Raw genomic sequence first — 22,581 nt, forward strand, 5'->3', positions numbered from 1 at the left:
AAAACGGGCCCGTGAGCGCGTACCGCGGTCGGCCCACGGACCGTTCAGGAGGTGCCGTGAACCGGTGGAAGGCGCTGATCATCCTCGGGATGGCCCAGTTCCTCATGGTGCTGGACGCATCGGTGATGAACGTGTCGATCAGCCAACTGGTCATCGACTTCGACACCGAGGTGACGGCGATCCAGGCGGTCATCACGCTCTACACGCTGGTCATGGCAGCCTTCATGATCACCGGCGGCAAACTCGGCGACATGTTCGGTCGCCGCCGGGTGTTCGCCGGCGGGCTCGTCGTCTACGGGGTGGGATCGGCGCTCACCGCCGTCGCGCCCACGCTCGGGGTGCTGGCACTGGGCTGGTCCGTCATCGAGGGCTTCGGTGCCGCGCTGGTCCTCCCCGCCCTGGCCGCCCTCGTGGCGAGCACCTACCAGGGCCGGGACCGCGCGGTCGCCTACGGGGTCATCGGCGGCCTCGCCGGTGCGGGGATCGCGGTGGGCCCGCTGCTCGGCGGGTGGGTGACCACGTACCTGACCTGGCGCCTGGTGTTCGCCGGGGAGGCCGTCCTCGTGGTGGTCATCCTCCTCCTGATCCGCTGGATCGCGCCCCAGCCCGCGCCCGCGATCCGGCCCCGGCTCGACCTGGGCGGGGTGCTGCTGTCGGTCGCGGGACTGGCCCTGGTGGTGCTGGCCGTGCTGCAGAGCAGCTCGTGGGGATGGCTCCAGCCGCGCAACCCCCCTTTCACCGTTTTCGGGTTCTCCCCGACGGTCTTCGTCATCGCCCTCGGCCTCGTCCTGCTCTATCTCCTCCGCCTCTGGGAGGACCACCGGGCGGATCCGTTGGTGCGGTTCAGCCTGTTCCGGATTCCGAGCCTGCGTTCCGGCCTGCTGATGCTGTTCAGCCAGAACGTCATCCTGCTCGGCCTGTTCTTCGCCATTCCGCTCTACCTCCAGGTGGTGCTGGGGCTCAACGCCTTCGAAACCGGCCTGCGGCTGCTGCCCGTGTCGGTCACGATGCTCGTGGCGGCGCTGAGCGGTCCCGCGCTGAACAGGTTCGCGTCCCCGCGGACGGTGGTCCGGACAGGCCTGCTGGTACTTTTCGCCGCGACCCTGTGGCTGCTCGGCACCATCAAGCCCGAACTCGACGACCTGTCCTTCGCCCTGGCGATGGCGCTGCTCGGTCTCGGCATGGGCCTGCTCGCCTCCCAGCTGGGCAACGTCGTGCAGTCGAGCGTCGGCGAGTCCGAGCGCAGCGAGGTCGGCGGCCTGCAGTACACCGCCCAGAACCTCGGCTCGTCCCTGGGCACGGCGCTGATCGGGGCCATCGTGATCAGCGCCCTGGCGGCCGCCTTCACGGCAGCGCTGGCCAAGGATCCGGTGGTCTCGCAGACCGTCCGTCAACAGGCCGGCATCCAGATCGAGTCGGGGCTCAACTTCGTACCGGCCGACCAGGCCGCCGCTGCCCTCGCCAAGACCTCGATCCCGCCGGAGGAGGCGGACGCCGTCGTCTCGGCCTACCGGACGGCCCAGCTCAACGGCCTGAAGGTGGCCGTTCTGGCCGCCGCCGGCATCACCCTGGCCGGCTTCCCCTTCACCCGTCGGCTGCCCGCCACCAGGAGCGGCGACGGCCGCGTCCCGGCTCGCAACCGCGGTACGCCTCCGGGCGGACGCGGTGATTCCACCGAACAGCACGAGGAGCTGTCATGAGCGACACCATCGATGAAGAGTTCAACGAAGCCGGTCCGATCGACTACCTGATCGTGGAGTTTCCCGGTACCCGTCTGACCGGCGAGGGCATGCCCCTGCTCCTGGACCTGGTCGAACGGGGCATCATCCGGATCCTGGACCTGACCTTTGTCAAGAAGGAGCCGGACGGCTCGCTGACCGCACTGGAGCTAGCCGATCTGACCGGAGACGGACAACTCGACCTCACCGTGTTCGAAGGGGCCTCCTCGGGCCTGCTCGGCGATGACGACATCAGCGAGGCGGCCAAGGCCCTGGAACCCGGCAGCTCGGCCGCCGTCCTCGTCTACGAGAACCTCTGGGCCGCTCCGATGGTGGGAGCCCTGCGCCGCGCCGGCGCCCAGCTCGTCGCCAGCGGCCGGATCCCGGTCCAGGACGTGCTGGCGGCTCTGACAGCCGTCGAGGACGCCGGCAGCCCGGTCTGACCGGTGCCGTACGACCCGCACGAACCGAAGCACGACCGAAGGAGAAACCCGTGCCCGGACTGATTCGAGGAGTGGCCCGCACCGCTGCGGTCGCGGGAACGGCGACGGCCGTCTCCAACCACGTCTCACGGCGGCAGGCCGGCCGGTGGGCCCAGCAGGACGCGCAGGCCGCCGCCTCCCAGAAGCCGCCGCCGGCCGCTGCTCCCAGCGGCAACGACGACACGATCGCCCAGCTCCAGAAGCTCGGCGCCCTCAAGGAGCAGGGCGTCCTCACCGAGGCCGAGTTCGCCGCCCAGAAGGCGAAACTCCTCGGCACCTGACCCGTTACGGGCCGGACGCCGCTCCGCCCGTGATCCCTCAGCCCCGGCCGCGCTTCCCCGGTCGGGGCAGTCCTTTCAGGCCGGTGGTGACCGACAGGCCCCGCTCCCGCCAGACGATGCCGGTCACCGCCCCCAGGATGATCACCACACCGATGGCGACCAGCCAGGACATGAGGAAGAAGACCACCCCGATCGGTCCGTACTTGCGCGCGTCCTCCGTGACCATGTCCGAGGCGGTGAACTCGAACACCACCCGCATGCCGAGGTAGCAGAGGCCGGTCACGACCGCGGAAGGCAGCAGGTCCCGCCACGGGACCCTGCCCGCGAGCAGGATCCACATCAGCAGCCACCAGAGCGCCGTGGCGACGGCCAGCACGAACGCCCCGAGCAGCACCGGCCCGCCGGCGCCGCGCACGGCGGGCAGGACCCAGGTGGACAGGGGCGTGACCGTCATCAGCAGGGCCAGCGCGAGCACCTGGTGGGGCAGGTCCCGGGTGCCCCGGCGGGGGAGCTCGAAGAGCCGTTGGTAGAGCTGCTGCAGCGCCGCGGCGGCCGCGATCCCGCCCAGGACGAAGAACACCGACGCCGCCCCGGTGACAGCCCTGCTGGTGGCGGTCGACGACGCGAACAGAGCACTGACATCGGTCGACGCCTGGTGGTCGAGGCCGAGGTGCCGGACCAGTTCGGTCACCGTCGACCGGCCGACCAGCGCGTTCGCCACGATCATGAACGGGAAGAAGCAGAGCAGCAGGGTGGCGGCGAACTGGATGCCCAGGTTCATGAAGCCGATCTCTTGCAGCCGCTGCCACAACACCCCGGCCCACGTACCGGAGAACCGCTTCCTGCCCGACTCCACCGCCCGCCTGACGTGCCGCACGCCCCAGCGGTCATCGGCTCCCATGCTCCGTCCCCCCTTCAGCCGCGGACGACAGGGGCGGTCGATCCCGCACCGCTGGGACCGATCCGCAGCGTCAGGACGTAGGCGACCACCACCGAGACGATCACCAGCGGCATGACGGTGAGCCCGTCGGCTCCCAGCAGCAGGGTCGCGAGCAGCACCGACGTCATCGGCAGCCGCAGCAGCGCGACGCACAGGGCACCGATCCCCGTCGCGAATGCGGCGGTGAGCGGCAGCCCCGCCAGGTGGGAGAGGGCCGTGCCCCCGGCCGCCCCCAAGAACATCGCCGGGAACACCGGCCCGCCCCGGAATGCGCTGAGCGAGGCGCAGTAGGCCAGTCCCTTGCAGGCGACGAGCATGACCAGGGCACCCACCGAATAGCCCGCGTGTCCCGCCAGCAGCGGGCCCATCGCGCTCTGCCCGGAGTAGAGCACCTCGGCCGCGCCCTTGCCGGTGGCCTCGGCGTAGGCGATGGCGCACCCGGCGACCACCAGGCCCATCACCACCGTCGCGGGCACCGTGCGCCGCTCGACCCGCGCCCGGAGCAGGAGGGCCAACCGGCGGATACCGGCGCCGAGCAGGGCCGCCGCCACCCCGATCACCAGCGCCCAGCCGAACTCCGGGAGGTCGGGTCGGTCGGCGTGCGGCACGTCGGTCAGCGTCAGGGAGTAGGTGCCGAGACCGGTCCAGCTGCCGAGGCCGAGGAAGACCAGGGAGCCGATACCGGCGGCGAGCAGGCCGGGGACCAGCACCGCCCCCATCATCGGGCCCCCGAGCCCCGAGGCCTCCATCAGCAGGAAGGCGCCGAGCAGCGGCGATCCCAGCAGCGTGCTGACGGCCGCGAAGCTTCCGGCGGCCCCCACGACGGCGACGACCGACGGGGCGACGTCCCGGCCGGGCCGCTCGACCGCCAGCACCGCCAGCCCGCCGCCCAGGGCGATCAGCGGCGCCTCCGGCCCCAGGACCGCGCCCAGGCCGAGGGTGGCCAGCGCGGCGAGGAACACTCCCGGTAGCTCGATCGCGCTCGGTGCGCCCGTGGCCGCCAGGCCTGCGGTCGGTTCGTGCCCGCCGGTTCCGGGGAGGCGGCGGACAGCCGCGCCGACCAGCAGCCCGGCGACGCCGAGCAGCGGCAGCGGCCACCAGGGCGGTGTGCCGTGGAAGCCGAGCGCCTTCGGCAGGTCCGTGTAGGTCGCCGACTGCAGTCTGGAGACCAGGGCGAGAAAGCCGTAGGCCGCGGCCGAGATCAGCACCCCGAGGACGGCCGCCAGCGCCAGCAGCTTCAGGTAGCCGAAGGTGCGGACGAGCGCCACCGGATCCGATGGGTCCGCGCCGGGTGCCGGGGACCGGTGGTCGGCCGACAAGCGCATCGCCCTCCTCGGCTCCGGTCTGCGGGTGGACACGCGGCGGCGGCCGCGTCCCCGACGTCTATCACGCAGCGGCTTCCACCGCGGAACGATCCGAACGCAACCGACCGGTGCCGCGCCGAGCCTCACCCGACCGGCCCACCGCCGGAGCCCGTGGTCGTCCCGGGACCCACGGGGCGGTTGGCATTCGCGTTCGGGGGACTCGGAGGCGAGCCTTCGGGTGGCCGTTCGTGTGCGGCGCTAATGTCCTCGCAGACTGAGAGAGGGGTGCGCATGCGAGGGCGCGGATTCGAACGGACCAGGGTGGTAGCGGCTTCGTGGGGGCTGGGGTTGGGGCTGGCGTTGACCGGATGTGGGACGAGTTCGAGCCCGGCCCACCAGCAGACCACCTCGGCCTCTCCGAACGGCGGAAGCGGCGGGGGCGGCGGAGGGGGCGAGCTCTCACCGTCCGCCTCGGCCTCGCCGAGGGGCGGGGGCGGTGGGGGAGGTGGAGGAGGTGGGGGCGGTGGAGGAGGCGGGGGCGGTGGGAGCGAGTTCTCGCCGCTGCAATCACCCAGCACGAGGACCAATTCGCACACCCCCGGCAATGGCCTCACCCCGTCCACGGCTTACTCGTTCTCCTACTGCCCATCCCCGTCTCCGGGCCAACCGACGTGCCCCACGACCGCCGGCCGCCCGGGGGGCAGCGGACCGTCGTCCCACACCCCGTGACCAAGCCGCCCGTCCGGAAGCCGGGCACCGCCGACGAGACGACGCCGGCAGGGCTCATCAAGGCGGTGGCCGCCCAGGCATCCTTCGTCGCGGCGCTGATGTTCTACGCCGGCGTGCTTTATGACAGCGCCTACTACGGCTACTTCCACCTGTCGCCGATCTCCATCGGGTTCACCTTCCCTGAGCTGGTGATCCAGAGCCTGCGGCTGCTGGCCCTTCCGCTGCTCATCCTGCTCTCCGTCACCCTGCTCGTGTTACAGCTCCCGGACCTGCTGTCCCGACTGCCGGGGCCCACGCAGCGGGTCGCCCACAGCTCGCTCGACGCCATCGCACGCCGGCACGTCTTGGTGCTGCTGCTCGGCGTGCTCCTGCTGCTCGCCTGGCGGCCGCTCCAACTGCGCGGCTGGGGCTGGGTCGCCCCGACCACCATCGCGGTCGGGCTCGTGCTCGGCCAGACCAGGTCCGCCAACGGCGGCCACCGGCCCAAGGGGATGCTTCGTCACGCCGTCCCGGTGTTCGCGGCAGGCCTCTTCCTGCTCTGGGCAGTCGCCCTGGTTGCGGCCCGGATCGGCCGCAGCGACGCCGAGGCCGACGCCCGCACCGTCGAGGATCGGACGGCAGTGGTGGTGTTCAGCACCAAGAGCCTCAAGCTCAGCCCCCACCGATCACTCCACGAGCAGTGCCTTGGCGCTGAGGTCGACACCCTCTACCACTGTCGGTACGAGGGCCTGCGCCTGCTGGTCACGCGTGGAGGCCGCTACGACCTGCTCCCGCTGGACTGGCAGCACGACTACGACCCGGTCTACGTCCTCCAGGAAAGCGCCGACCTCCGCGTCGAGCTGCTTCCGGGTACCCGGTAGCCCTGGGCCGGGCCGAACCCCAGGACCGATCTGCTCCCGGACGGCGAGGTAGAGCACCTACAACGCGGCCTGTTCCGAGGGACGTCCTCACGGCCGTCCATGTCCATTCCGACCGCCACGTAGACGGGCTTCGAACTCACGCGCCGCGGACGTCATGGCCGGGGCTTGTGAGCGAACACCCACCGGTTTCCCTCCAGCGCGTCGTTCGGTTCGGGGAGGGGGCCGCGTTGGAGTCGGCGGGTGAACTCGAAGGGTGTGTGCATCGAGGTGGACCAGCCCTTGGCCGTCAGGTCGCCCGCGGAGTCGGGTCGTGGACCTGTGTCGAAGAGGCGGAGCAGGTCGATGCCGATCTGTTCTCGCGTCGCCGTGTAGATCGGGCTGTCGCGGTACGCAAGCAGGTCCTTCTCCAGTTTGGCCTCGAAGGCCAGAGCGCTGCCTGCGGTGGTCAGCCTGTCCACCGTGTCGATGAGGTACGTCTCGGTGGGGCCCGGCAGGTAGAAGAGGAGTCCCTCGGCCAGCCAGACGCTCGGCACGGCCGGGTCGAAGCCGGCGGTGGTCAGCGCGGCGACCCAGTCCGCGCGCAGGTCGACCGGTACGGGGACGCGCTTCACCTTCGGGGCAGCCGAGAGGTCCGTGAGCACCCGCTGCTTGAAGGCCAGCACGCCGGCCCGGTCGATCTCGAAGACCGTCAAGTCGGACGGCCAGTCCAATCGGAAGGCGCGCGTGTCCAACCCCGCGCCCAGCAGCACCACTTGGTGGGCCTCGGCGCCGGCCGACCGGAGGAGGAAGTCGTCGAGAACCCTGGTCCGCAGGCCGAAGTAGCGGGCGAACCGCCCCCACAGCGGGTTGTCGTCCCCGCCCGGGACCTGCTCGATGCGTACCGGCCAGTCCGCGCATGCAGGGGCGGCGCGCACGAAGTGTTGCGCGTAGACGTCCTGGGCCAGGCTGTCGTGGCGGTGGGTCTCGATCGCCCGTGCCGCGGCGACCAGGAGCGCGGTCAGGCCCACACCTCCGTCCACGCCTTCCGCGTCGGTCTGCTGCGGCGCTGTGCGGGCCATGTTTCCTCCGTCGGCGGGAGCGGGGAGTGTGAGGTGTCTGCTTGTCGGACGGGGTGAGTCCGTGCTGTCGCGTGCCTCGTGCATCAGGCGGCCCGCTCCGGGAGCAGGACGGGCTTCACCACGCGGCCCGCGTCGCAGTCGCGTTCGGCCTCGTTGATGTCGGCCAGCGGGTAGGTGCGGATCAGCTCGTCGAAGGGGAAGCGGCCGGCCTGCCACAGCCCGGTCAGCCGAGGTATCAGCAGTCCGGGTACGGCGTCCCCTTCGCAGATGTGGCGGATGCTGCGCCCCCGGTCGAGTGTGCCCGGTTCGAGCGGCAACGGGGTGTGGAGGCGTGCCACCAGGCCGAGGCTGCCGGTGGGGCGCAGTGCTCGGAGCGCGTTGTTGATGAGCGGGGCCGAGGCCGTGGTGTCCAGGGCGTACTGCGTGCCGCCGTCGGTCAGCTGCCGTATCCGCTCGGGCAGGCCGGCGGTTGCGGCCGGCAGTGGGATCGCGCCGAACCGTTCGGCCAGGGCGAGCCGTTGGGGATGCCGGTCGACGGCCACGGTCCGTACGCCGGCGGCGGTGGCCGCCATCACCGCGGCCAGGCCCACGGCTCCGGCGCCGAGGACCGTCAGGGTGTCGCCGGGGCCCGCACCGAAGGTGTTCAGCACGGCTCCGGCGCCGGTGAGGAAGCCGCAGCCGAGGAGCCCGAGCAGTTCGAGCGGCAGCGCGGGGTCGATCCGGACGGCATTGCGGGCCGGGACGAGCGCGTACTCGGCGAACGAGGACTGGCCGAACCAGCGGGGGGCCAGCGCTTTCCCGGTGGCGTCGGTGAGCCGCGGCGATTCCTCCTCGCGTCCTCCGTAGAGGTTGAGGGAGGCGAAGGAGTCGCAGTAGGCGGGGGCCGCGCTGCGGCAGTTCCGGCAGTGTCCGCAGGAGTCGAAGCTCAGCACGACGTGGTCACCCACGCTGATCGCGGCGTCAGGGGCGCCGCCCGTGCGCACCACGACCCCGGCGCCCTCGTGGCCGAGGACGGCAGGCAGCGGGCTGCGGCCGGCGGATCGCCGGACCGCGAGATCGGTCCGGCACATCCCGGAGCCGGCGATCTCGACCAGGATTTCGCCGGCGGCGGGTTCTGTCCGCAGGTCCACCTCCTCGACCGTGAACGGGCTCTCGTACGAGCGCAGTACGGCCGCCTGGAACTTCACGGTCACGCCTCCTGCGGGCGGTGGACGACGAACGGCCGCAGGTTGCCGTAGAGCCCCCATGGTCCGCCCGCGACGCCGACTCCGCTGTCCTTGACGCCTGCGAAGGGCTGGGCGAGGGACAGTTCGGCATGGTGGTTGATCCAGGCCGTACCGCATTCGAGCCGGTCGGCCACCGCCTCGGCCCGGTCGAGATCGGTGCCCCAGACGGAGCCGCCCAGTCCGAAGCCGGTGCTGTTGGCCGCGTCGACGGCTTCATCGACGCTGCGGTACGGCAGGACCGGAAGGACCGGTCCGAACTGTTCCTCGGTCACCACCGGACTGTCGGGTGGGACGTCGGTGAGGATCGTGGGAGCGAAGAAGTATCCCGGCCCGTCCAGCCGGTGGCCGCCGGATGCCGCCCGGGCGCCGCCTGCCAGGGCCTGCTCCGTGACCTGTTCGACCCGGGCCAACTGCGAGGCGTTGTTGACCGGTCCCATCCGTGTCCCGGGGTCGAGGCCGGGCCCGACGGCGACGGTCTTCGCGCGCTGGGCGAGGGCTTCGACGACCTCCGCGTGGAGCCGGGCCGGGACGTAGACGCGTTTGACCGCCATGCAGACCTGCCCGCAGTTGCGGAATGCCGCCCAGAACAGCCGGTCCGCGATCCGGTTGACGTCGACGTCGTCCAGTAGGACGGCGGCGTCGTTGCCGCCCAGCTCCAGGGTGACCCGGGCGAGCGAGGCCGCCGCCGCTGCGGCGACGGCCCGCCCGGTGGGCACGGACCCGGTGAAGGTGACGTGGCGGATGCCCGGGTGGGACGCGAGGCGGGCACCGAGGGGTTCGCGGCCGGTGACGACGGTCAGTACGTCCTCGGGCAGGGCGGTGGCGAGGACGGAGCCGAGCAGCCGGGTGGCGAGCGGAGTGAACGGTGACGGTTTGAGGACCATGGTGTTGCCCGCCGCGAGCGCGGGCGCGAACTTCGCCGCCGCGAGCTGGAGTGGAAAGTTCCACGGCACGATCGCGGCGACGGGCCCGAGGGGGCGCCAGCGGACCTCGCTGTGCACGGGCCGGCCGTCGTCGATCCGGCGGGTCCGGGGTGCCAGGTCGGCGAAGTAGCGCAGGCGGGCCGCAGTACGGGCGACCTCCGCATACGACTCGGCCAGCGGCTTGCCCTGTTCCCGGGTGAGCAGCCGGGCGAGGTCGTCGCCGGCCGTCTCCACGGCGTCGGCAGCGCTGCGCAACGCGGCGGCACGGGCGGCCGGGTCGGTCCGCCAGCCGCGCCAGGCCCGCTGGGCGCGGGTGACCACGTCGTCCAACTCGCCCGGCTGCTGGTCGGGGGCCTCGTCGAACGCCTGCCCGGTGGCGGGGTCGACGACGGAGAAGCGTACGGCCCGGCCACCGGGCACGCTGTCGGCCTCAGGCATCGGCATGCCGGAGGTCATTTCACGGCGGAGACGCTGACGGCGTGCTCACGTGCCTGCCGGTCCATCTCCGCCCGGAAGGCGGTCACCAGGTGCGGCTGAATCCGCCCGGCGTTGCGGTCGCCGCCTTCGCAGACCGCTCCCCGCACACCCACGATGTCCGTGCCCATGCGGGTCAGCGGGCCGAGGTCTGCCTGCGTGACACTGCCCGCGAGGGCCGCGAGCAGACCGGAGGCGTGGGCCAGCCGTACGAACTCGGCACAGACCTCCGGAGGAACGTGGTCGAACAGTCGTGTCCCGTCCTTGACGGCGGTGTCGAGCATGGCCGCGTCGGCACCGGAGCGGGCGGCGATGTCGGGAACGGCAAGCGGGTTGACGCAGCCGATGCGGTGGGCGTCGGCGTAGCCGGAGGCCACGACGAGCGCGTCGGTGCGGTGGTCCTTCACCGCCCGGACGACCGCGCGCATGACCTCGATGCCCTGATCGGGCGTCGTGCATCCGTAGAGGCCGACCTTGATGTACGTGGCGCCGGAGACGACCGCGCCGAGCGCGGCCTGCGCCACCGTGCCGGGCTTGTACGGGACGTCCCCCACCGTGGCGGACACCGGCTTGTCCGCCGGCACCGCGTCGCGGATCTCCCTGATGACCCAGGGAAAGTTGGCTCCGAGCGAGCCCTCGTCGGGCTTCTTGACGTCGACGATGTCCAGATGCTCCGCCGCCTTCACGCAGTCGAGGGCTTCCTCGACGCTGTCCGGGGAGATGAGAAGCAACACCGTGAACTCCTTCCGCCGCATGTCCACCTGGCCGAGGGACAGGGGCGCGGATCGTCTGGTTCATGTGCGGTGCGCTCATCATTTCCACAACCCGTGGGCACCGGTAGGGCGCGCAGAGTTCGCATGGGGCGCTCATGCCAACGTGGTGTGCGCCGTGCTCGCCGTGCTCACTGCGCCTGCCGTGTCGGTCCAGGAGGACCCGGTGGAGCTCGGCTCACACCGGGGCCGTGCTCCACTCGGTGGAGCGCGCCGCCCTCCCGCAACGCCCCTGCGCCTCGGTCGAGGTCGAGACCGGCCGGACCTTCGCCGACACCTGGACGCAGGCCGACCGGGGACTCCGCCGCCAGCCTCCTCCGCGGCCTCAAGGCCCGTCTCCGCAGTGCGGTAGGCGGCGGTGGGCGGGCAGCTGAGGGCGGGTGGTGTCGGTCATCTCGCGCTGTCTCCGGAAGTCGACGGCGGGTACGAGCGGACTGCCACCAGGAGGGTGACGGCGCCCGTGCTCGGGCATCGTGCTCGTGATGGCTCGGAGCCAGGCCGGACAGGCGTCGTCGTCCCAATCGTCGAGGATCCGGGACAGGAGGTAGGCAACCGCGTTCCCGGTACCTGGGTGAAGAAGTCTCCGGACAAGTGCGCCCCGTCCCGTCAACTGGCCGAGGGCTCCGAATACGAGGCCCTACCGATCAAGCACCTCCTCGACCAAGGCCGGGCCCCGGTTCGTTGGGTCGAGCCGGCTGTCCGGTGCCGCTGCTTCGGGGACGCCGACGCCGACGCCCGCGGGTGTGCGGGTGCGGAGGAGGCAAGTCGCACCGTCGGGGTCGGCCGGTTCGAGTTCGATGGCGCGGCGTAGCTGTTCCATGCGCCGGGGCAGGGGCTGCCAGCCGGGTTCTGCGGCCATGTCGGCGTTGAGCTCGTGGATCGCGCGGGCGTAGGCGCGGGCCAGGCCGCGGAAGTGCAGGGGTAGGCCGGGGCGGGGGTGGCCGCTGGGGGCGGTGCTCACCCACAGGGCGTCGGTGGTCTCGTTGTCCGGGCCGGTGGGTTGGGTGGTGTCGCGTGCGACGAGGTGGCTGCGGACGGTGAGCCAGTGGCGCAGCGCGGCCCGGGTGGAGTGGGACAGTGCGACCGTCTCGATGGCGGGTGTGGTGTGCGGGTTGCGGTGCTGGGGGAGGCGGGTGAGGCGGATCGTTCCGTGGTGCAGGTCGACGTCGTCCGTGCGCAGGGCGCAGAGTTCGCCGGCGCGGCAGCCGGTGTCCAGCACGGTGCCGATGATCGCGAGGATCCGGCTGCGGGACGCGGACCGGCCGGGGCGGGCCGAGTGTTCGAGGTGGCCGAGGAGGATGCTGCGCGGGCGGGCGGCGACCACTGGCCGGAGTGCGACCTGCGGCGGGTTGCGGTCCGGGAGCGTGACGGCGAGGCCGGCCCGGGCGCCGAGGATGCGGAGGCAGTCCTCCCGGACGCGCATGGACGCGGGTGAGGCCTGGCCCGGTCGTGCGGTGGGCTTGCGCCGCAGCAGGCCCCGCTCGGCGGCGATGAGATAGGCAGCGAGGGTGTCCGGGGCGAGGAGCAGGGGGAGCGAGTCGGCGGCTGTCTTCGCGATGGCGCCTCGCTCCAGGGCGGTGCGCAGTTCGCCGGCGACCCAACGCAGCTGCTTCGCGCGGGAGTTGCCGGTGGGTGGTTCGCAGGCCCGCTCGACCAGGTCGTCCAGCGCCTCGATCGAGGGTGCCGCTGCCGTTGTGACGTCCGCCATGGGGTCACCCTAGCGACGGGGAGGGTCGGGCCGGCGGGTTCTCGCCGTCGGCGGGCTCTCGGAATGTCCTTCTGGCCCGGGGCTAATAACTGGCTTGGGGCAAGATCATCGGTGGAGTGCGGGCGGCATGGTGGCTGTCTTCTCCGGCGTGCCCGTTCAGGGGGTGATCGTCCTTCGGCAACTGGCGAGGGGGCCATGCCAGGGTGTCCGCCGGTGCTTGCGGTGGCACCCGATGACGACATCCCGGGCTCCGGGCACGCGTTGGTTGGTTCTGACGGGCCATCTGCCAAGAGGCGGCGCAGGGGCTCGGGTCGGGGGGGGGGGGGCCCCCGGGGGGCCCCCCCCCCCCCCCCGACCGCCTGAAGCCCAGGTCAGTGGGTACGTCCGCGGGGCTTGAGGGGGATTCCGGGGAGTTCCGGGGCGGGCAGGCGGTCGCCGGGGTAGCCCTCGACGGCGCCGAAGCGGTCGGGGTTCGCCGAGCTCATCCATTCTTCGCGGGCTCGGGTGATGTCTTCATGAGACCGCCCGATGAAGTTCCACCACATGATGATCTGTTCCTCGAAGGGCGTGCCGCCGAGGAGGACGAGGCGGGCGGGGGTGTCGGTGGTGTTGGTGACGGTGAGGCGGGTCGGGCCGGGGGCGAGGTAGCCGAGGTTGCCACGCTGGAGGGCGGTGCCGGCGAGGCGGACCTCGCCGCGATCGACCAGGACACCGTGTTCGAAGGCGGGGTCGACGGCCAGGGTCACGGTGGCGTGCGGGCGGAGGGTGAGTTCGGCGCCGAGGAGCGGGGTGAAGGTCGGCACCGGGGAGGTGCGGCCCGCCAGGGTGCCGAGGAAGACGCGGGCCTCGCCGCCGTCCAGGGCGACCGGCTCGGGGACGTGGTGGTGGAAGTTCCGTGCGGTGTGGCGGTGTTCGTCGGGCAGGACGACCCACAGCTGGACGCCGTGCAGCACCGTGGTGGCGGGGGTGGAGACCTCGGAGTGGCAGATACCGTGGCCGGAGGTCATCAGGTTGAGCTCGCCGGGGCGGACGAAGGCGTGGACGCCGAGGCTGTCGCGGTGCTCGATCTCGCCGGTGAAGAGCCAGCTGACGGTCTGCAGGCCGGTGTGGGGGTGCGGGGCGACGTCCATGCCGCCGGTCAGGGCGACGTCGTCGGGGCCGTAGTGGTCGACGAAGCACCAGGCGCCGATGAGCCGCCGCGAGCGGTGGGGGAGGGTGCGGCGTACCGTCATCGCGCGTGGACCGCCGAGCGGCACGTCCCGGGCGGACAGGACCTCGACGTACGGGACCTGCGCCTCCTGCGCCTCCTGCGACATCTGAGACTCGTGCGACTCCTGGGGTCGAGCGGTGCGGTGCGGCGTGGTCTCGGCGGTGCTCACGGCTGCGGTCCCTCCCTGGGCGGATTTCGGTTCAAGATAGTTCTGGATTCAACTATTATGCCATGGCAGAGTGTCGAGCGGCAGTGAGCCGATGGTGTCCGTGGGAGTCGAGGAGTTCAGGTGAGTGGTGTGACGGTGGTCGCGGCGGAGCGACGGGTGTTCATCGACAAGCAGAGCCCCAAGGCCTACCAGGCGCTGCTGGCGGCCGCCGAGGCGGCTCGGGAGGTCGCGGCGGAAGCGGGGCTGGACCGGCGGCTGGTGGAGCTGGTCAACCTGCGGGTCTCGCAGATCAACGGCTGCGCCTACTGCCTGAACGTGCACACCCGGGCCGCGCTGCGCGCGGGCGAGACCACCCAGCGGCTGGGCGTGCTCCCGGCCTGGCGGGACGCCGAGCTGTTCACCGCGCGGGAGCGGGCGGCGCTGGCCCTGGCGGAGGCGACCACCGACCCGTCGGACATCGTCGCGCAGCAGGCCGCCTATGCGCTCGCGCGGCAGGCGCTGACCGAGGAGGAGATCTCGGCGGCGATCTGGGTGGCGATCGCGATCAACGCCTTCAACCGGGTGTCGATCATGAGCAAGCACCCGGTCCGCCCGACTCCGGGGGTGTAGGCCCGTGTGGGGTGGCCGGTCGGCTCCCCCGTTCGGCGTAGCGCCTACGTTGGTCGGAGTACGACCGGTTCCTTCCGCTGGAGGATGACGGAGTATCAGGTATGCGACCAGGCTGTGGTCCAGAGGCGGGCGCAGGTCCGCCGTGGACGAGGGGGTCGCATGGTGCGTCGTACGGTTTCCGGGGTGGCGGCGGCAGCGCTCTGCCTGGCGCTGGCCGCACCCGCTGCTTCGGCGGGCGCCGTCGAGCGAGGCGAACGCGGCGGGGGAGTCGAGCGAGGCGGGGGAGGCGGGGCTCCGTCGGTCACCGCGGTCGCGGACGGGGGCAGGGCCGCTGCCCGGATGGCAGCCCTGAAGGCGGTGACCGGGGCCGGGGCGGCCGCGGCGATCGCCGAGGTCAGGGACGAGGACGGGGTCTGGCGCGCCGGTACGGGCGTCGCCGACCTCGTCACCGGTGCCCCGGTGCGGGTGGACGGACGGTTCCGCGCCGGGAGCATCACCAAGGTCTTCACCTCCACCACCGTGCTCCAGCTGGTCGGGGAAGGACGGATCGGCCTGGACGACCCGATCGAGCGGTACCTGCCGGGCACCGTCCCGAACGGCGGGCACATCACGGTCCGCCAACTGCTCAACCACAGCTCGGGCCTGTGGGACCCGACCAACGAGAAGGGCGGGTTGTTCCCGGACGCGACGGACCCTGCCGCGATCCAGGACTGGCTCGACCGTGGTGGCCTGACCCGCACCGTCACCCCGGCGCAGGTGGTGGCCGCCTCGGTGGCGCATGCGCCCAACTTCCCGCCAGGGTTGAGGTTCAGCTACTCCAACGTCAACTACACGCTGCTCGGCATGATCATCGAGCGGGTGACCGGTCACGGCTACGCCCAGGAGATCAGCGCGCGCATCCTGCGACCACTCGGGCTGAGCGGGACGTACTTCCCCGGGCGGGCCACCGGCATCCGCGGCCCGCACGCCCACGGCTACTGGACGCTCGGCGAGGGCCCGACGCCGGACGGCCGGAGCGACCGGGACGTGACGGTGGCCAGCGTCACCTGGGCCAACTCCGCGGGCGAGCTGATATCCACCCTGGGCGACCTCAATCGTTTCGAGCAGGCCCTGCTCGACGGGAAGTTGCTGTCGCCCGGGCTGATGCGGGAGATGAGGACGACCATCCCGGTGGCCGAGGGGCAGCACGCGCTGGAGTACGGGCTGGGGCTGGCCCGGCTGCAGTTGTCCTGCGGACCGGTCTACGGGCACGACGGCGAGGTGTTCGGTTACAGCTCGCAGCTGTGGAGCTCCGGCGACCGGCAGGTCGCGATGTCCGTGACGTCCAGGGGCGATTCCGGACAGGCCGTGGCGCAGCTCATCGCGCAGGGCGGCTTCCTGGAGGAGGCCTTCTGCGGCGCCCACCGGGGCGGGGGTGATGCCCAGCCGAAGCTCGGCTGAGTCCCGCCCGGCCCGGGGAGCCAGGAGCAGGACGGCTCGCTGCCTGTCGTCACGCCGAGCGGCGCTGCTCCGCTAGGTAGTCGTGCACCGGTGCCACCGGGGCCAGGGTCAGGTCGGTGACGATGTGGCTCGCCGAGACGACCTCCAGCACCGGCAGGTCGGCCAGCGGCGCCATCACGTGGGCGTTGAGCTGGAGGCGGGCCGGGCCGGCCCAGGCCTCCTTGACGGTGACATCGGTGATCCGGGTACGGACCAGGTCGCACACCCGCAGGCCGCCGGCGTAGTCGGGGATCACCTTGACCGCGAAGGTCGGCACGGTGATCTGGGCGCGAGCCTCCTCCCGGTCCAGCGGCTGCCACTTGTAGGCCATGGTCGCGGTGGCGACCCGCTGGCTGCCGTAGTCCAGGGTGCCGACCAGTGTGCTGGCCTCGGTGAACAGCCGCGGCGAGCCCATCACCTTGGGATAGGCGCTCAGCTCCCGGCCGGCGGCGGTGGCGGCGAAGTTGTCCAGGTACATCGCGTGCAGGTACTCGCCGTGCTCCTCGCCGTGGCGCACCGGGATGACTTGCCCGGCCTCCACGTACGGGCCGAAGCCGTCCACCTCGCCCATCTTCATGACCTCGAAGCGCACCAGCGGCTCCTCGATCTCCAGGGGCTCGGGGACGACCGCGCGCAGCGCCTCGGGGTCGGTCCGGTAGACGACGTTCAGGTACTCGCGGTCGGTGAAGCGGGTGGCGCGTGGCGGGTAGACGGGGGCGGTCAGCGGGGTGGCGGCGTGGCGGACGACCTGGTCGGAACGCATCGGGGGCTCCTTCGGTGGGCGGGGTTGTGCGGTCTCCTCGAACGGATACCATGTGTATCGGATACATCGTGCATCCGATGGCCGATGCGGTGCAAGCGCCGGAGATGCCCAGCGGGCGCCTACGCCCACAGCGGTGCCCGGCGCGTTCCCGCCACCGCCGCAGCCCCTCGGAGCGCAGCACAACCAAGGAAGTGATCTCGATGCCGTACACCGCCCCCAACCCCACCGGCCGTCCCGTCGCCGTCGTCGGAGCCGGCACCCTCGGGCGCCGCATAGCGCTGATGTTCGCCACCGACGGCGGCGAGGTGCGGATCTACGACCCCTCGGCCGAGCAACTCGCGGCTGCCCGTACCTACGTCGAGGAACAGCTGCCGGCCGTCGCCGCCCGGATCGGCGGGGAAGGGCCGGGCGCCGTGGCCGTCACCGGCGACCTGGCCGAGGCGCTGCGCGGTGCCTGGCTGGTGATCGAGGCGGTTCCGGAGCGCCCGGAGCTCAAGGAGCGGGTCTTCGCCGACCTCGACCGGCACGCCGACCCCGACGCCATCCTGGGCAGCAACTCCTCGTCGTACCCCACCAGCCGCTTCGTCGAGTGGGTGCGGGAGCCCGAGCGACTGGTCAACATCCACTTCTACATGCCGCCCACCCAGAACGCGGTGGACGTGATGTCGAGCGGCCGCACCGACCGGGCCGTCATCGACCTGCTGCTCGCCGAGCTCCCGCGCCACGGGGTCTTCCCGTTCGAGGCCCGGCGGGAGAGCACCGGCTTCATCTTCAACCGCATCTGGGCCGCCATCAAGCGCGAGTCGCTCGCGGTGGTCGCCGAGGGCGTCGCCACCGCCGAGGAGGTGGACGCCATGTGGTCCGTCAACACCGGTCTGCGCGGCGGCCCGTTCCGCGCGATGGACCAGGTCGGCCTGGACGTCGTGCTGGACATCGAGGAGCACTACGCCGCCGAGCGCCCGAGCCTGCCCACCGGCCCGCGCATCCTGCTGGAGGAGTACGTGACCTCGGGACGGCTCGGCGTCAAGACCGGACGCGGCTTCTACGACTACGGCGCGGGATCCGACTCCACGCCCCGCCCCCGCTCCGGCGGCCGCTCCACCTCTGCGGAGGGCGCCGCTGTGGCCTGAATCCCGTCCCGGTGGTCCCGGCACGGGTGCCCGCGCCGGGACCGATCACTCCACCTGGCCGCCCCCCCGCACCAGACTGTTCCGCGAGTCCGATCCGCTGCTCATCCCGGACGCCTGGCCGGCGCCGGCCGCGCCGGCCAGGCCGCACGGCGACCGGCAGGTCGACCTGGCCGTGGTCGAGGTAAACGGCTCCGCCGCCGCGCGGTGTCGCTGCCCGTCGATGCCACGCCGGACGACCACTGGGCGCAGGCCGGCTTCGGACCGGGCGGAGGGCCCACGGCTGGGAAGCTCGCGGGGGACGGGCACGGTCGGCGGTCGGCCCGCCCGTCCGGGGTCGGCCCGCCCGTCCGATGGGAATAGCGGCCGGTGGTGCTGAGGGCAGGGCGTCATTGGGCGGCGGCCGCCAGGGCGGAGGGAGCGGATGGTGGCGCGGCACGGCGGACCGCGCGACGTGGGCGATGCCGTTGACGGTCTGCCCGTTCGCGGTCTCCCCGTTCCAGGTCTGCGACGGGGAGGTGTCGGGCCGCATCGCGCCCTCGGCGGTGCGCACGATGTCGGTGGTCCGACCGTCCCGGTGCCACTGCGACCAGCCGTCGTCGATGGGCACGGTGTTGTAGCCGGCCGCGACGAGTCCGTTGGCGGACATGAACTCGATGGACTGGCCGGCCTGTTGCCGGGTGGTGTTCGGGCCGAAGGTGTTCCAGGAGTTCGACCCCATCGGCCGGGGTGAGGGCCAGCCCGTTGTCGAGGCGGCGGTCGGGGTCGGGGTGGCGGGTAATGCGCCCCGTGGGGAGGGACCGTGAGCGCCAGCGCGGTGAAGGCGCGGGCCAGACGGTCGGGCCTGCCCGCCGGACTCCTGCAGCACCCGTCGGTGAGTCCCGCCGCGAGGAACGACAGGTCCGGAGCTGGTGCGGCCCCGGCCACCCGTAGACTGGGCCGGGGCCGCCCGGCGGCACCGCCGAGCGAAGAACGAGAGCCGAGGACCGCAGTTCGTGCCCAAGTCACCCACGAAGCGGCGCCCGCTGACCGTCGCCGCCCTCAACGAGAGCGCCCTCGCCCTGTTCACCGAACACGGCTTCCACGCCACGTCGATCCGCGACATCGTGGCCCGTGCCGGACTGACCCGGGGCGCGTTCTACTCCAACTACGAGGACAAGGAACAGCTTTTCCTCGCCCTCTACGACCAGCAGATCGACAAGCTGCTCGCCGACCTGCGCACCGCCTTCACGAGCGCGAATACGAGCAGGGGCAGGAACGCGGACACGGACGCGGACACGGACGCGGACACGGACGCGGACACGCCCCAGGACGTCCCGTCCCGGCTGCTGCGTGAACTGGCCGAGCGGCGCCGGGAGGACGAGGGCTGGTTCCTGCTCTCGATGGAGTTCACCCTGCACGCCGCCCGCCACCCCGAGGTCGCCCGTAGCCTCGCCGAGCACGAGGCCCGGCTGATCGACGGGCTGGTCGAGCTGATCGAGGAGGCCACCGACCACGCCCCGGAGATCCGCCCGCGCGACCTCGCCCGGCTGCTGGTCATCCTCCACGAGGGCGCCACCGCCATGCGTCTCACCGAGGAAGCCCGTGGTGAACAGGCCGAGTTCCCGGAGGACCTGCTCCACCGCGTGGTGGACGGGCTGTTCCACCCCGCCGCCGGGTAGGGTCCCGTACGCCGGCCGTCGGCGCCGCGGCGGTGCGCCCCGACCTGGGGACGGCGGAGGCGGAGAATGACGGGCGTGACAGACATGACGCTCAACCTCTGGCGCCAGCCGCTCGGTCCGGTGGCCGCCGAGGTGCTCAGCTCGGTGTGGGACCGCAACGAGCTGACCGTGCTCATCCTCGCCGAGGGTGCGCTCTCCGAACTCCCGCCCGGTATCAGCAGGTTGCTGAGGCTGCACACCCTCGACCTCGGCCACAACCTGTTCACCGAGGTGCCCGCCGAACTCACTGGACTCACCTGGCTCAGTGACTTCCTCTATCTGCACGACAACCGGCTGACCAGCCTGCCGGACTCGATCGGGCGGCTCACCGAGCTGCGCTACCTCAACGTCGGCGAGAACCGGCTCACAGAACTCCCCTTCACCGTCGGGGAGATGGCCGGACTGGTCGAACTGCGGGCCCAGCACAACCGGCTGACCGCGCTGCCGGAGCCCATCGGCGCGCTCGGGGAGCTGCGCGAACTCTGGCTGCGCGGCAACCGGTTGACCGGCCTGCCGGCCTCCTTCGGGCTGCTGTCCGAACTGCGCGAGCTGGAGCTGCGCGAGAACGCCGTCGCCGAGTTCCCGGCCGTCCTCGCCGGACTGCCGCGACTGCGCCGGATCGACCTGCGCAGTAATGAGATCGCCGAACTGCCCGACTGGCTGGCCGACCCGGCCGTGCTGCCCGCGCTGGAGAAGCTCGACCTGCGGTGGAACGACGTCCAGGTGCCGGAGCGGGTGGAGGAGGCGCTCGCCGAGCGCGGCTGCGTCGTCCTTCGGTGAGCCGGCCCGATCCGGGCCGGCCCGATCCGAGGTGGCCCGGTCCGAGCCGGCGCGGTCCGGGCCGGTTTGCCGTGATCCCGCCCAGGAAGATCAACGCGCACACCGAAGAGCTGCTACCGTGGAACACATGAAGCGCGCTGCACTCGTGACGACGACGCCGGAACAAGTCCCGGCGCGCTGACTGCTGACCAAGTCCGAAGCCCCGGGGCCGAGTGCCCCGGGGCTTCGTCGTTCCCGGCTCCACTCGCCCCGCATCCCGAGTGGAGACCACCCCGTGAACGAGCAGCTCAAGAACGACCATTCCGACAACGAGCACCTCAAGAACGACCACCGCAGGCTCGGCCGCGAGCTGGACCTGTTCGACACCGACCCGCTGATGGGCTCCGGACTGCCGTACTGGCTGCCCGACGGCGCCGCGATCCGGCACACCCTGGAGGAGTTCATCCGCGGCCGCGAGCGCCGGGCCGGCTACCGTCACGTCTACTCGCCGGTGCTCGGCAAGCGCGAGCTGTACGAGATCTCCGGCCACTGGGACCACTACCGCGACGAGATGTTCCCCCCGATGGAGCTCGGCTCGGAGGAGATGGTCCTGCGCCCGAGCCTGTGTCCGCACCACGCGCTGATTTTCCGCTCACGTTCCCACAGCTACCGGGAACTTCCTTTGCGCATGGCCGAGTTGGGCGGCATGTACCGCTCCGAGCTGTCCGGTGTGCTCGGCGGTCTGACCAGGGTCCGGGCGATCCAGCTGAACGACGCGCACGTCTTCTGCACCCCCGAGCAGGCCGCCGACGAGGCCGTCGCCGCCCTGGAGCTGATCCGCGAGGCGCACCGCGCGCTCGGCGTGGTGCCGGTGCGCTACCGGCTCTCGCTGCCCGGCGGGGGCGGCAAGTACGTCGCCGATCCCGGGCTCTGGCAGCGGGCCACCGCGCTGCTGACCGACGTGCTGGAGCGCTCCGGGGTGCCGTTCGAGGCGGCGGAGGGCGAGGCCGCGTTCTACGGTCCCAAGATCGACGTGCAGATCGCCGACGGCGCCGGGCGCGAGTTCACCCTCTCCACCGTCCAGATCGACTTCCACCAGCCCGAGCGCTTCAACCTCCACTACATCGGCCCGGACGGCGCCAGGCACCGCCCGGTGATGGTGCACCGCAGCGTGATCGGCAGCGTCGAGCGGGTGGTCGCCCACCTGATCGAGCTGTACGGCGGAGCGTTCCCGGCCTGGCTGGCGCCCGCCCAGGTGGTGCTGCTGCCGGTCTCCGACGCCGAACTGCCGCAGGCCGAACGGCTGCGACAGCGCTGCCTGGACCTCGGGCTGCGGGCGGAGGTGGCCGGCCCGGAGCACGGCAGCCTCGGCGCGCGGATCCGGGAGGCCCGGCTGGTGCCGTACCAGGCGGTGATCGGCGCGAAGGAGGCCGTGGACGACCGGGTCGCGCTGCGGCTGCGGGACGGCCGCCGGCTGGAACCGATGCCCGCCGAGGAGGCCTGGTCGCGGATCGGCGCGCTGGTCGCGGACTGCAGCGCCGAGCTGTGGCGGGACGAGCCCGCCCGGTGAACCGGGGGCATACGTACGACTAGTGCGGTGTCCGGTGTGTCGGCGGGGCCAGGGGCGGCGGCCGCCCGTCGAATGGGCGCGGCGGCCGAGTCCACGGCCACCGATGTCCCCATGGTTCCGGAGGTACCCATGCGCAGACCGCGCAGGCTCGTCGTTCCCGTCCTCACCGCTTGTCTCGCCCTCGCCGGGGCGCTGGCCGCCGCTCCGGCGAGTTCGGCCGGGCTCCGCCCGCTGCCCGTGCCGGAGGTGCAGTACTGCGCCGCCGTCCTCGGCCACCTGCCCGGCGCCGACGGCGTCTCGCCGGTGCTCGGCCGGGCCTGCTCGCCGGACTCCGCCGCCGACGCGCTCGCCCTGGCCGACCACCGCCCCCGTGCGGCGGAGCAGCCGGCCGACCGGACGCTGCTGCTGGAGGAGTACAAGGACGTGGACTACGGCGGCGGCGTCATCTACTCCTTCTTCGGGGACGCCGGAGGCTGCGACTCCACCGGCTACCACCTGGTCAACTACTTCGGGGTGGCGCTGAGCGTTTCCTCGATGAAGGGCTACAACAACTGCAACACCGTCCACCTCTGGTCGACGCTGAGCAAGGAGGAGACGCTGGGTCTGCCGGCCTCCTACCTGGGGCCGGACTTCAACGAAGCGGTCCGTGAGCTGCAGGTCTTCCACAGCTGAGCGGCCCGGGGAGCGGCCGGCCGCCGGGGGGAGGGGCCCCGCGGCCGGCC

General features: G+C 72.1%; 20 protein-coding genes. 11 read left to right on the forward strand and 9 right to left on the reverse strand.

Features of this window, described 5'->3' with window-relative positions; all coding sequences use genetic code 11:
* Positions 1-56 precede the first annotated feature (56 nt).
* The 3 genes from ACIRVF_RS03970 to ACIRVF_RS03980 are packed head-to-tail and all read left to right on the forward strand — an operon-like array spanning position 57 to position 2,481.
* Complete coding sequence (locus ACIRVF_RS03970) at positions 57-1,700, forward strand: MFS transporter (protein WP_402813292.1); 1,644 nt, start codon at positions 57-59, stop codon at positions 1,698-1,700.
* Positions 1,697-2,161, forward strand: a complete 465-nt coding sequence (locus ACIRVF_RS03975) for a DUF6325 family protein (protein WP_402813294.1) — start codon at positions 1,697-1,699, stop codon at positions 2,159-2,161. The genes ACIRVF_RS03970 and ACIRVF_RS03975 overlap by 4 nt, the downstream gene beginning before the upstream one ends.
* A gap of 50 nt (positions 2,162-2,211) precedes the next feature.
* Positions 2,212-2,481: an SHOCT domain-containing protein gene (locus ACIRVF_RS03980; protein WP_402813296.1), complete on the forward strand. Its 270-nt coding sequence runs from the start codon at positions 2,212-2,214 to the stop codon at positions 2,479-2,481.
* A gap of 37 nt (positions 2,482-2,518) precedes the next feature.
* On the opposite strand, the gene ACIRVF_RS03985 is transcribed toward ACIRVF_RS03980, so the two are convergent.
* Both ACIRVF_RS03985 and ACIRVF_RS03990 read right to left on the reverse strand, forming a co-directional pair.
* Entirely contained in the window at positions 2,519-3,382 is an 864-nt protein-coding gene (locus tag ACIRVF_RS03985; protein WP_402813299.1) for a YhjD/YihY/BrkB family envelope integrity protein, read from the reverse strand.
* A gap of 14 nt (positions 3,383-3,396) precedes the next feature.
* Positions 3,397-4,746, reverse strand: a complete 1,350-nt coding sequence (locus tag ACIRVF_RS03990) for a chloride channel protein (RefSeq protein WP_402813302.1) — start codon at positions 4,744-4,746, stop codon at positions 3,397-3,399.
* A gap of 704 nt (positions 4,747-5,450) precedes the next feature.
* Between ACIRVF_RS03990 and ACIRVF_RS03995 the strand changes: the two genes are divergently transcribed.
* Positions 5,451-6,314 carry a hypothetical protein gene (locus ACIRVF_RS03995; protein ID WP_402813305.1) on the forward strand — a complete coding sequence of 288 codons (864 nt, stop codon included), beginning with the start codon at positions 5,451-5,453 and terminating at the stop codon, positions 6,312-6,314.
* Between the two features lie 152 nt (positions 6,315-6,466).
* On the opposite strand, the gene ACIRVF_RS04000 is transcribed toward ACIRVF_RS03995, so the two are convergent.
* The 6 genes from ACIRVF_RS04000 to ACIRVF_RS04025 all read right to left on the reverse strand — a co-directional run bounded on the left by ACIRVF_RS04000 (position 6,467) and on the right by ACIRVF_RS04025 (position 13,789).
* Positions 6,467-7,372 carry a class I SAM-dependent methyltransferase gene (locus ACIRVF_RS04000; RefSeq protein WP_402813308.1) on the reverse strand — a complete coding sequence of 302 codons (906 nt, stop codon included), beginning with the start codon at positions 7,370-7,372 and terminating at the stop codon, positions 6,467-6,469.
* Between the two features lie 83 nt (positions 7,373-7,455).
* A complete protein-coding gene (locus ACIRVF_RS04005) occupies positions 7,456-8,559 on the reverse strand; it encodes an NAD(P)-dependent alcohol dehydrogenase (protein ID WP_402814597.1) in 1,104 nt (367 codons plus the stop codon).
* Positions 8,560-8,561: 2 nt separating this feature from the next.
* Entirely contained in the window at positions 8,562-9,965 is a 1,404-nt protein-coding gene (locus ACIRVF_RS04010; RefSeq protein ID WP_402813310.1) for an aldehyde dehydrogenase family protein, read from the reverse strand.
* Positions 9,966-9,973: 8 nt separating this feature from the next.
* On the reverse strand, positions 9,974-10,729 hold the full coding sequence (locus tag ACIRVF_RS04015) for a (5-formylfuran-3-yl)methyl phosphate synthase (RefSeq protein ID WP_402813312.1): 756 nt from the start codon (positions 10,727-10,729) through the stop codon (positions 9,974-9,976).
* A gap of 673 nt (positions 10,730-11,402) precedes the next feature.
* Positions 11,403-12,473, reverse strand: coding sequence for a site-specific integrase (locus tag ACIRVF_RS04020; RefSeq protein WP_402813315.1), 1,071 nt, complete (start codon positions 12,471-12,473; stop codon positions 11,403-11,405).
* Positions 12,474-12,844: 371 nt separating this feature from the next.
* Positions 12,845-13,789, reverse strand: coding sequence for a pirin family protein (locus ACIRVF_RS04025; protein WP_402814600.1), 945 nt, complete (start codon positions 13,787-13,789; stop codon positions 12,845-12,847).
* 183 nt (positions 13,790-13,972) lie between these two features.
* Here ACIRVF_RS04025 and ACIRVF_RS04030 point away from each other — a divergent pair, with 183 nt between their 5' ends.
* A complete protein-coding gene (locus tag ACIRVF_RS04030) occupies positions 13,973-14,461 on the forward strand; it encodes a carboxymuconolactone decarboxylase family protein (RefSeq protein ID WP_402813318.1) in 489 nt (162 codons plus the stop codon).
* A gap of 339 nt (positions 14,462-14,800) precedes the next feature.
* Positions 14,801-15,901, forward strand: coding sequence for a serine hydrolase domain-containing protein (locus ACIRVF_RS04035; RefSeq protein ID WP_402813321.1), 1,101 nt, complete (start codon positions 14,801-14,803; stop codon positions 15,899-15,901).
* Between the two features lie 49 nt (positions 15,902-15,950).
* On the opposite strand, the gene ACIRVF_RS04040 is transcribed toward ACIRVF_RS04035, so the two are convergent.
* The gene (locus ACIRVF_RS04040) at positions 15,951-16,703 is read right to left on the reverse strand and encodes an acetoacetate decarboxylase (protein WP_402813323.1); all 753 of its coding nucleotides are present in this window, start codon (positions 16,701-16,703) and stop codon (positions 15,951-15,953) included.
* Between the two features lie 200 nt (positions 16,704-16,903).
* Between ACIRVF_RS04040 and ACIRVF_RS04045 the strand changes: the two genes are divergently transcribed.
* From ACIRVF_RS04045 to ACIRVF_RS04065, 5 genes are all read left to right on the forward strand, one after another.
* The gene (locus tag ACIRVF_RS04045; RefSeq protein WP_402813326.1) at positions 16,904-17,833 is read left to right on the forward strand and encodes a 3-hydroxyacyl-CoA dehydrogenase family protein; all 930 of its coding nucleotides are present in this window, start codon (positions 16,904-16,906) and stop codon (positions 17,831-17,833) included.
* Positions 17,834-18,825: 992 nt separating this feature from the next.
* Complete coding sequence (locus tag ACIRVF_RS04050) at positions 18,826-19,491, forward strand: TetR/AcrR family transcriptional regulator (protein WP_402813329.1); 666 nt, start codon at positions 18,826-18,828, stop codon at positions 19,489-19,491.
* Between the two features lie 84 nt (positions 19,492-19,575).
* Positions 19,576-20,310 (forward strand): leucine-rich repeat domain-containing protein, encoded by a 735-nt coding sequence (locus ACIRVF_RS04055; protein WP_402814603.1) that lies wholly within the window; start codon positions 19,576-19,578, stop codon positions 20,308-20,310.
* Between the two features lie 274 nt (positions 20,311-20,584).
* Positions 20,585-21,859: a threonine--tRNA ligase gene (gene thrS / locus ACIRVF_RS04060; RefSeq protein WP_402813332.1), complete on the forward strand. Its 1,275-nt coding sequence runs from the start codon at positions 20,585-20,587 to the stop codon at positions 21,857-21,859.
* Positions 21,860-21,988: 129 nt separating this feature from the next.
* Positions 21,989-22,531, forward strand: coding sequence for a hypothetical protein (locus ACIRVF_RS04065; protein ID WP_402813334.1), 543 nt, complete (start codon positions 21,989-21,991; stop codon positions 22,529-22,531).
* Positions 22,532-22,581 lie beyond the last annotated feature (50 nt).

The organism is Kitasatospora sp. NPDC101157 (assembly GCF_044768255.1).
Classification (GTDB): Bacteria; Actinomycetota; Actinomycetes; order Streptomycetales; family Streptomycetaceae; genus Kitasatospora.

Bases quoted from the DNA above. Each gene is read 5' to 3' on its own strand.
- ACIRVF_RS03975 (WP_402813294.1), top strand. From the start codon at position 1,697: ATGAGCGACACCATCGATGAAGAGTTCAACGAAGCCGGTCCGATCGAC.
- ACIRVF_RS03985 (WP_402813299.1), bottom strand. From the start codon at position 3,382: ATGGGAGCCGATGACCGCTGGGGCGTGCGGCACGTCAGGCGGGCGGTG.
- ACIRVF_RS03990 (WP_402813302.1), bottom strand. From the start codon at position 4,746: ATGCGCTTGTCGGCCGACCACCGGTCCCCGGCACCCGGCGCGGACCCA.
- ACIRVF_RS04000 (WP_402813308.1), bottom strand. From the start codon at position 7,372: ATGGCCCGCACAGCGCCGCAGCAGACCGACGCGGAAGGCGTGGACGGA.
- ACIRVF_RS04010 (WP_402813310.1), bottom strand. From the start codon at position 9,965: ATGCCGATGCCTGAGGCCGACAGCGTGCCCGGTGGCCGGGCCGTACGC.
- ACIRVF_RS04020 (WP_402813315.1), bottom strand. From the start codon at position 12,473: ATGGCGGACGTCACAACGGCAGCGGCACCCTCGATCGAGGCGCTGGAC.
- ACIRVF_RS04025 (WP_402814600.1), bottom strand. From the start codon at position 13,789: ATGTCGCAGGAGGCGCAGGAGGCGCAGGTCCCGTACGTCGAGGTCCTG.
- ACIRVF_RS04035 (WP_402813321.1), top strand. From the start codon at position 14,801: ATGGCAGCCCTGAAGGCGGTGACCGGGGCCGGGGCGGCCGCGGCGATC.
- ACIRVF_RS04040 (WP_402813323.1), bottom strand. From the start codon at position 16,703: ATGCGTTCCGACCAGGTCGTCCGCCACGCCGCCACCCCGCTGACCGCC.
- ACIRVF_RS04045 (WP_402813326.1), top strand. From the start codon at position 16,904: ATGCCGTACACCGCCCCCAACCCCACCGGCCGTCCCGTCGCCGTCGTC.
- ACIRVF_RS04055 (WP_402814603.1), top strand. From the start codon at position 19,576: ATGACGCTCAACCTCTGGCGCCAGCCGCTCGGTCCGGTGGCCGCCGAG.
- ACIRVF_RS04065 (WP_402813334.1), top strand. From the start codon at position 21,989: ATGCGCAGACCGCGCAGGCTCGTCGTTCCCGTCCTCACCGCTTGTCTC.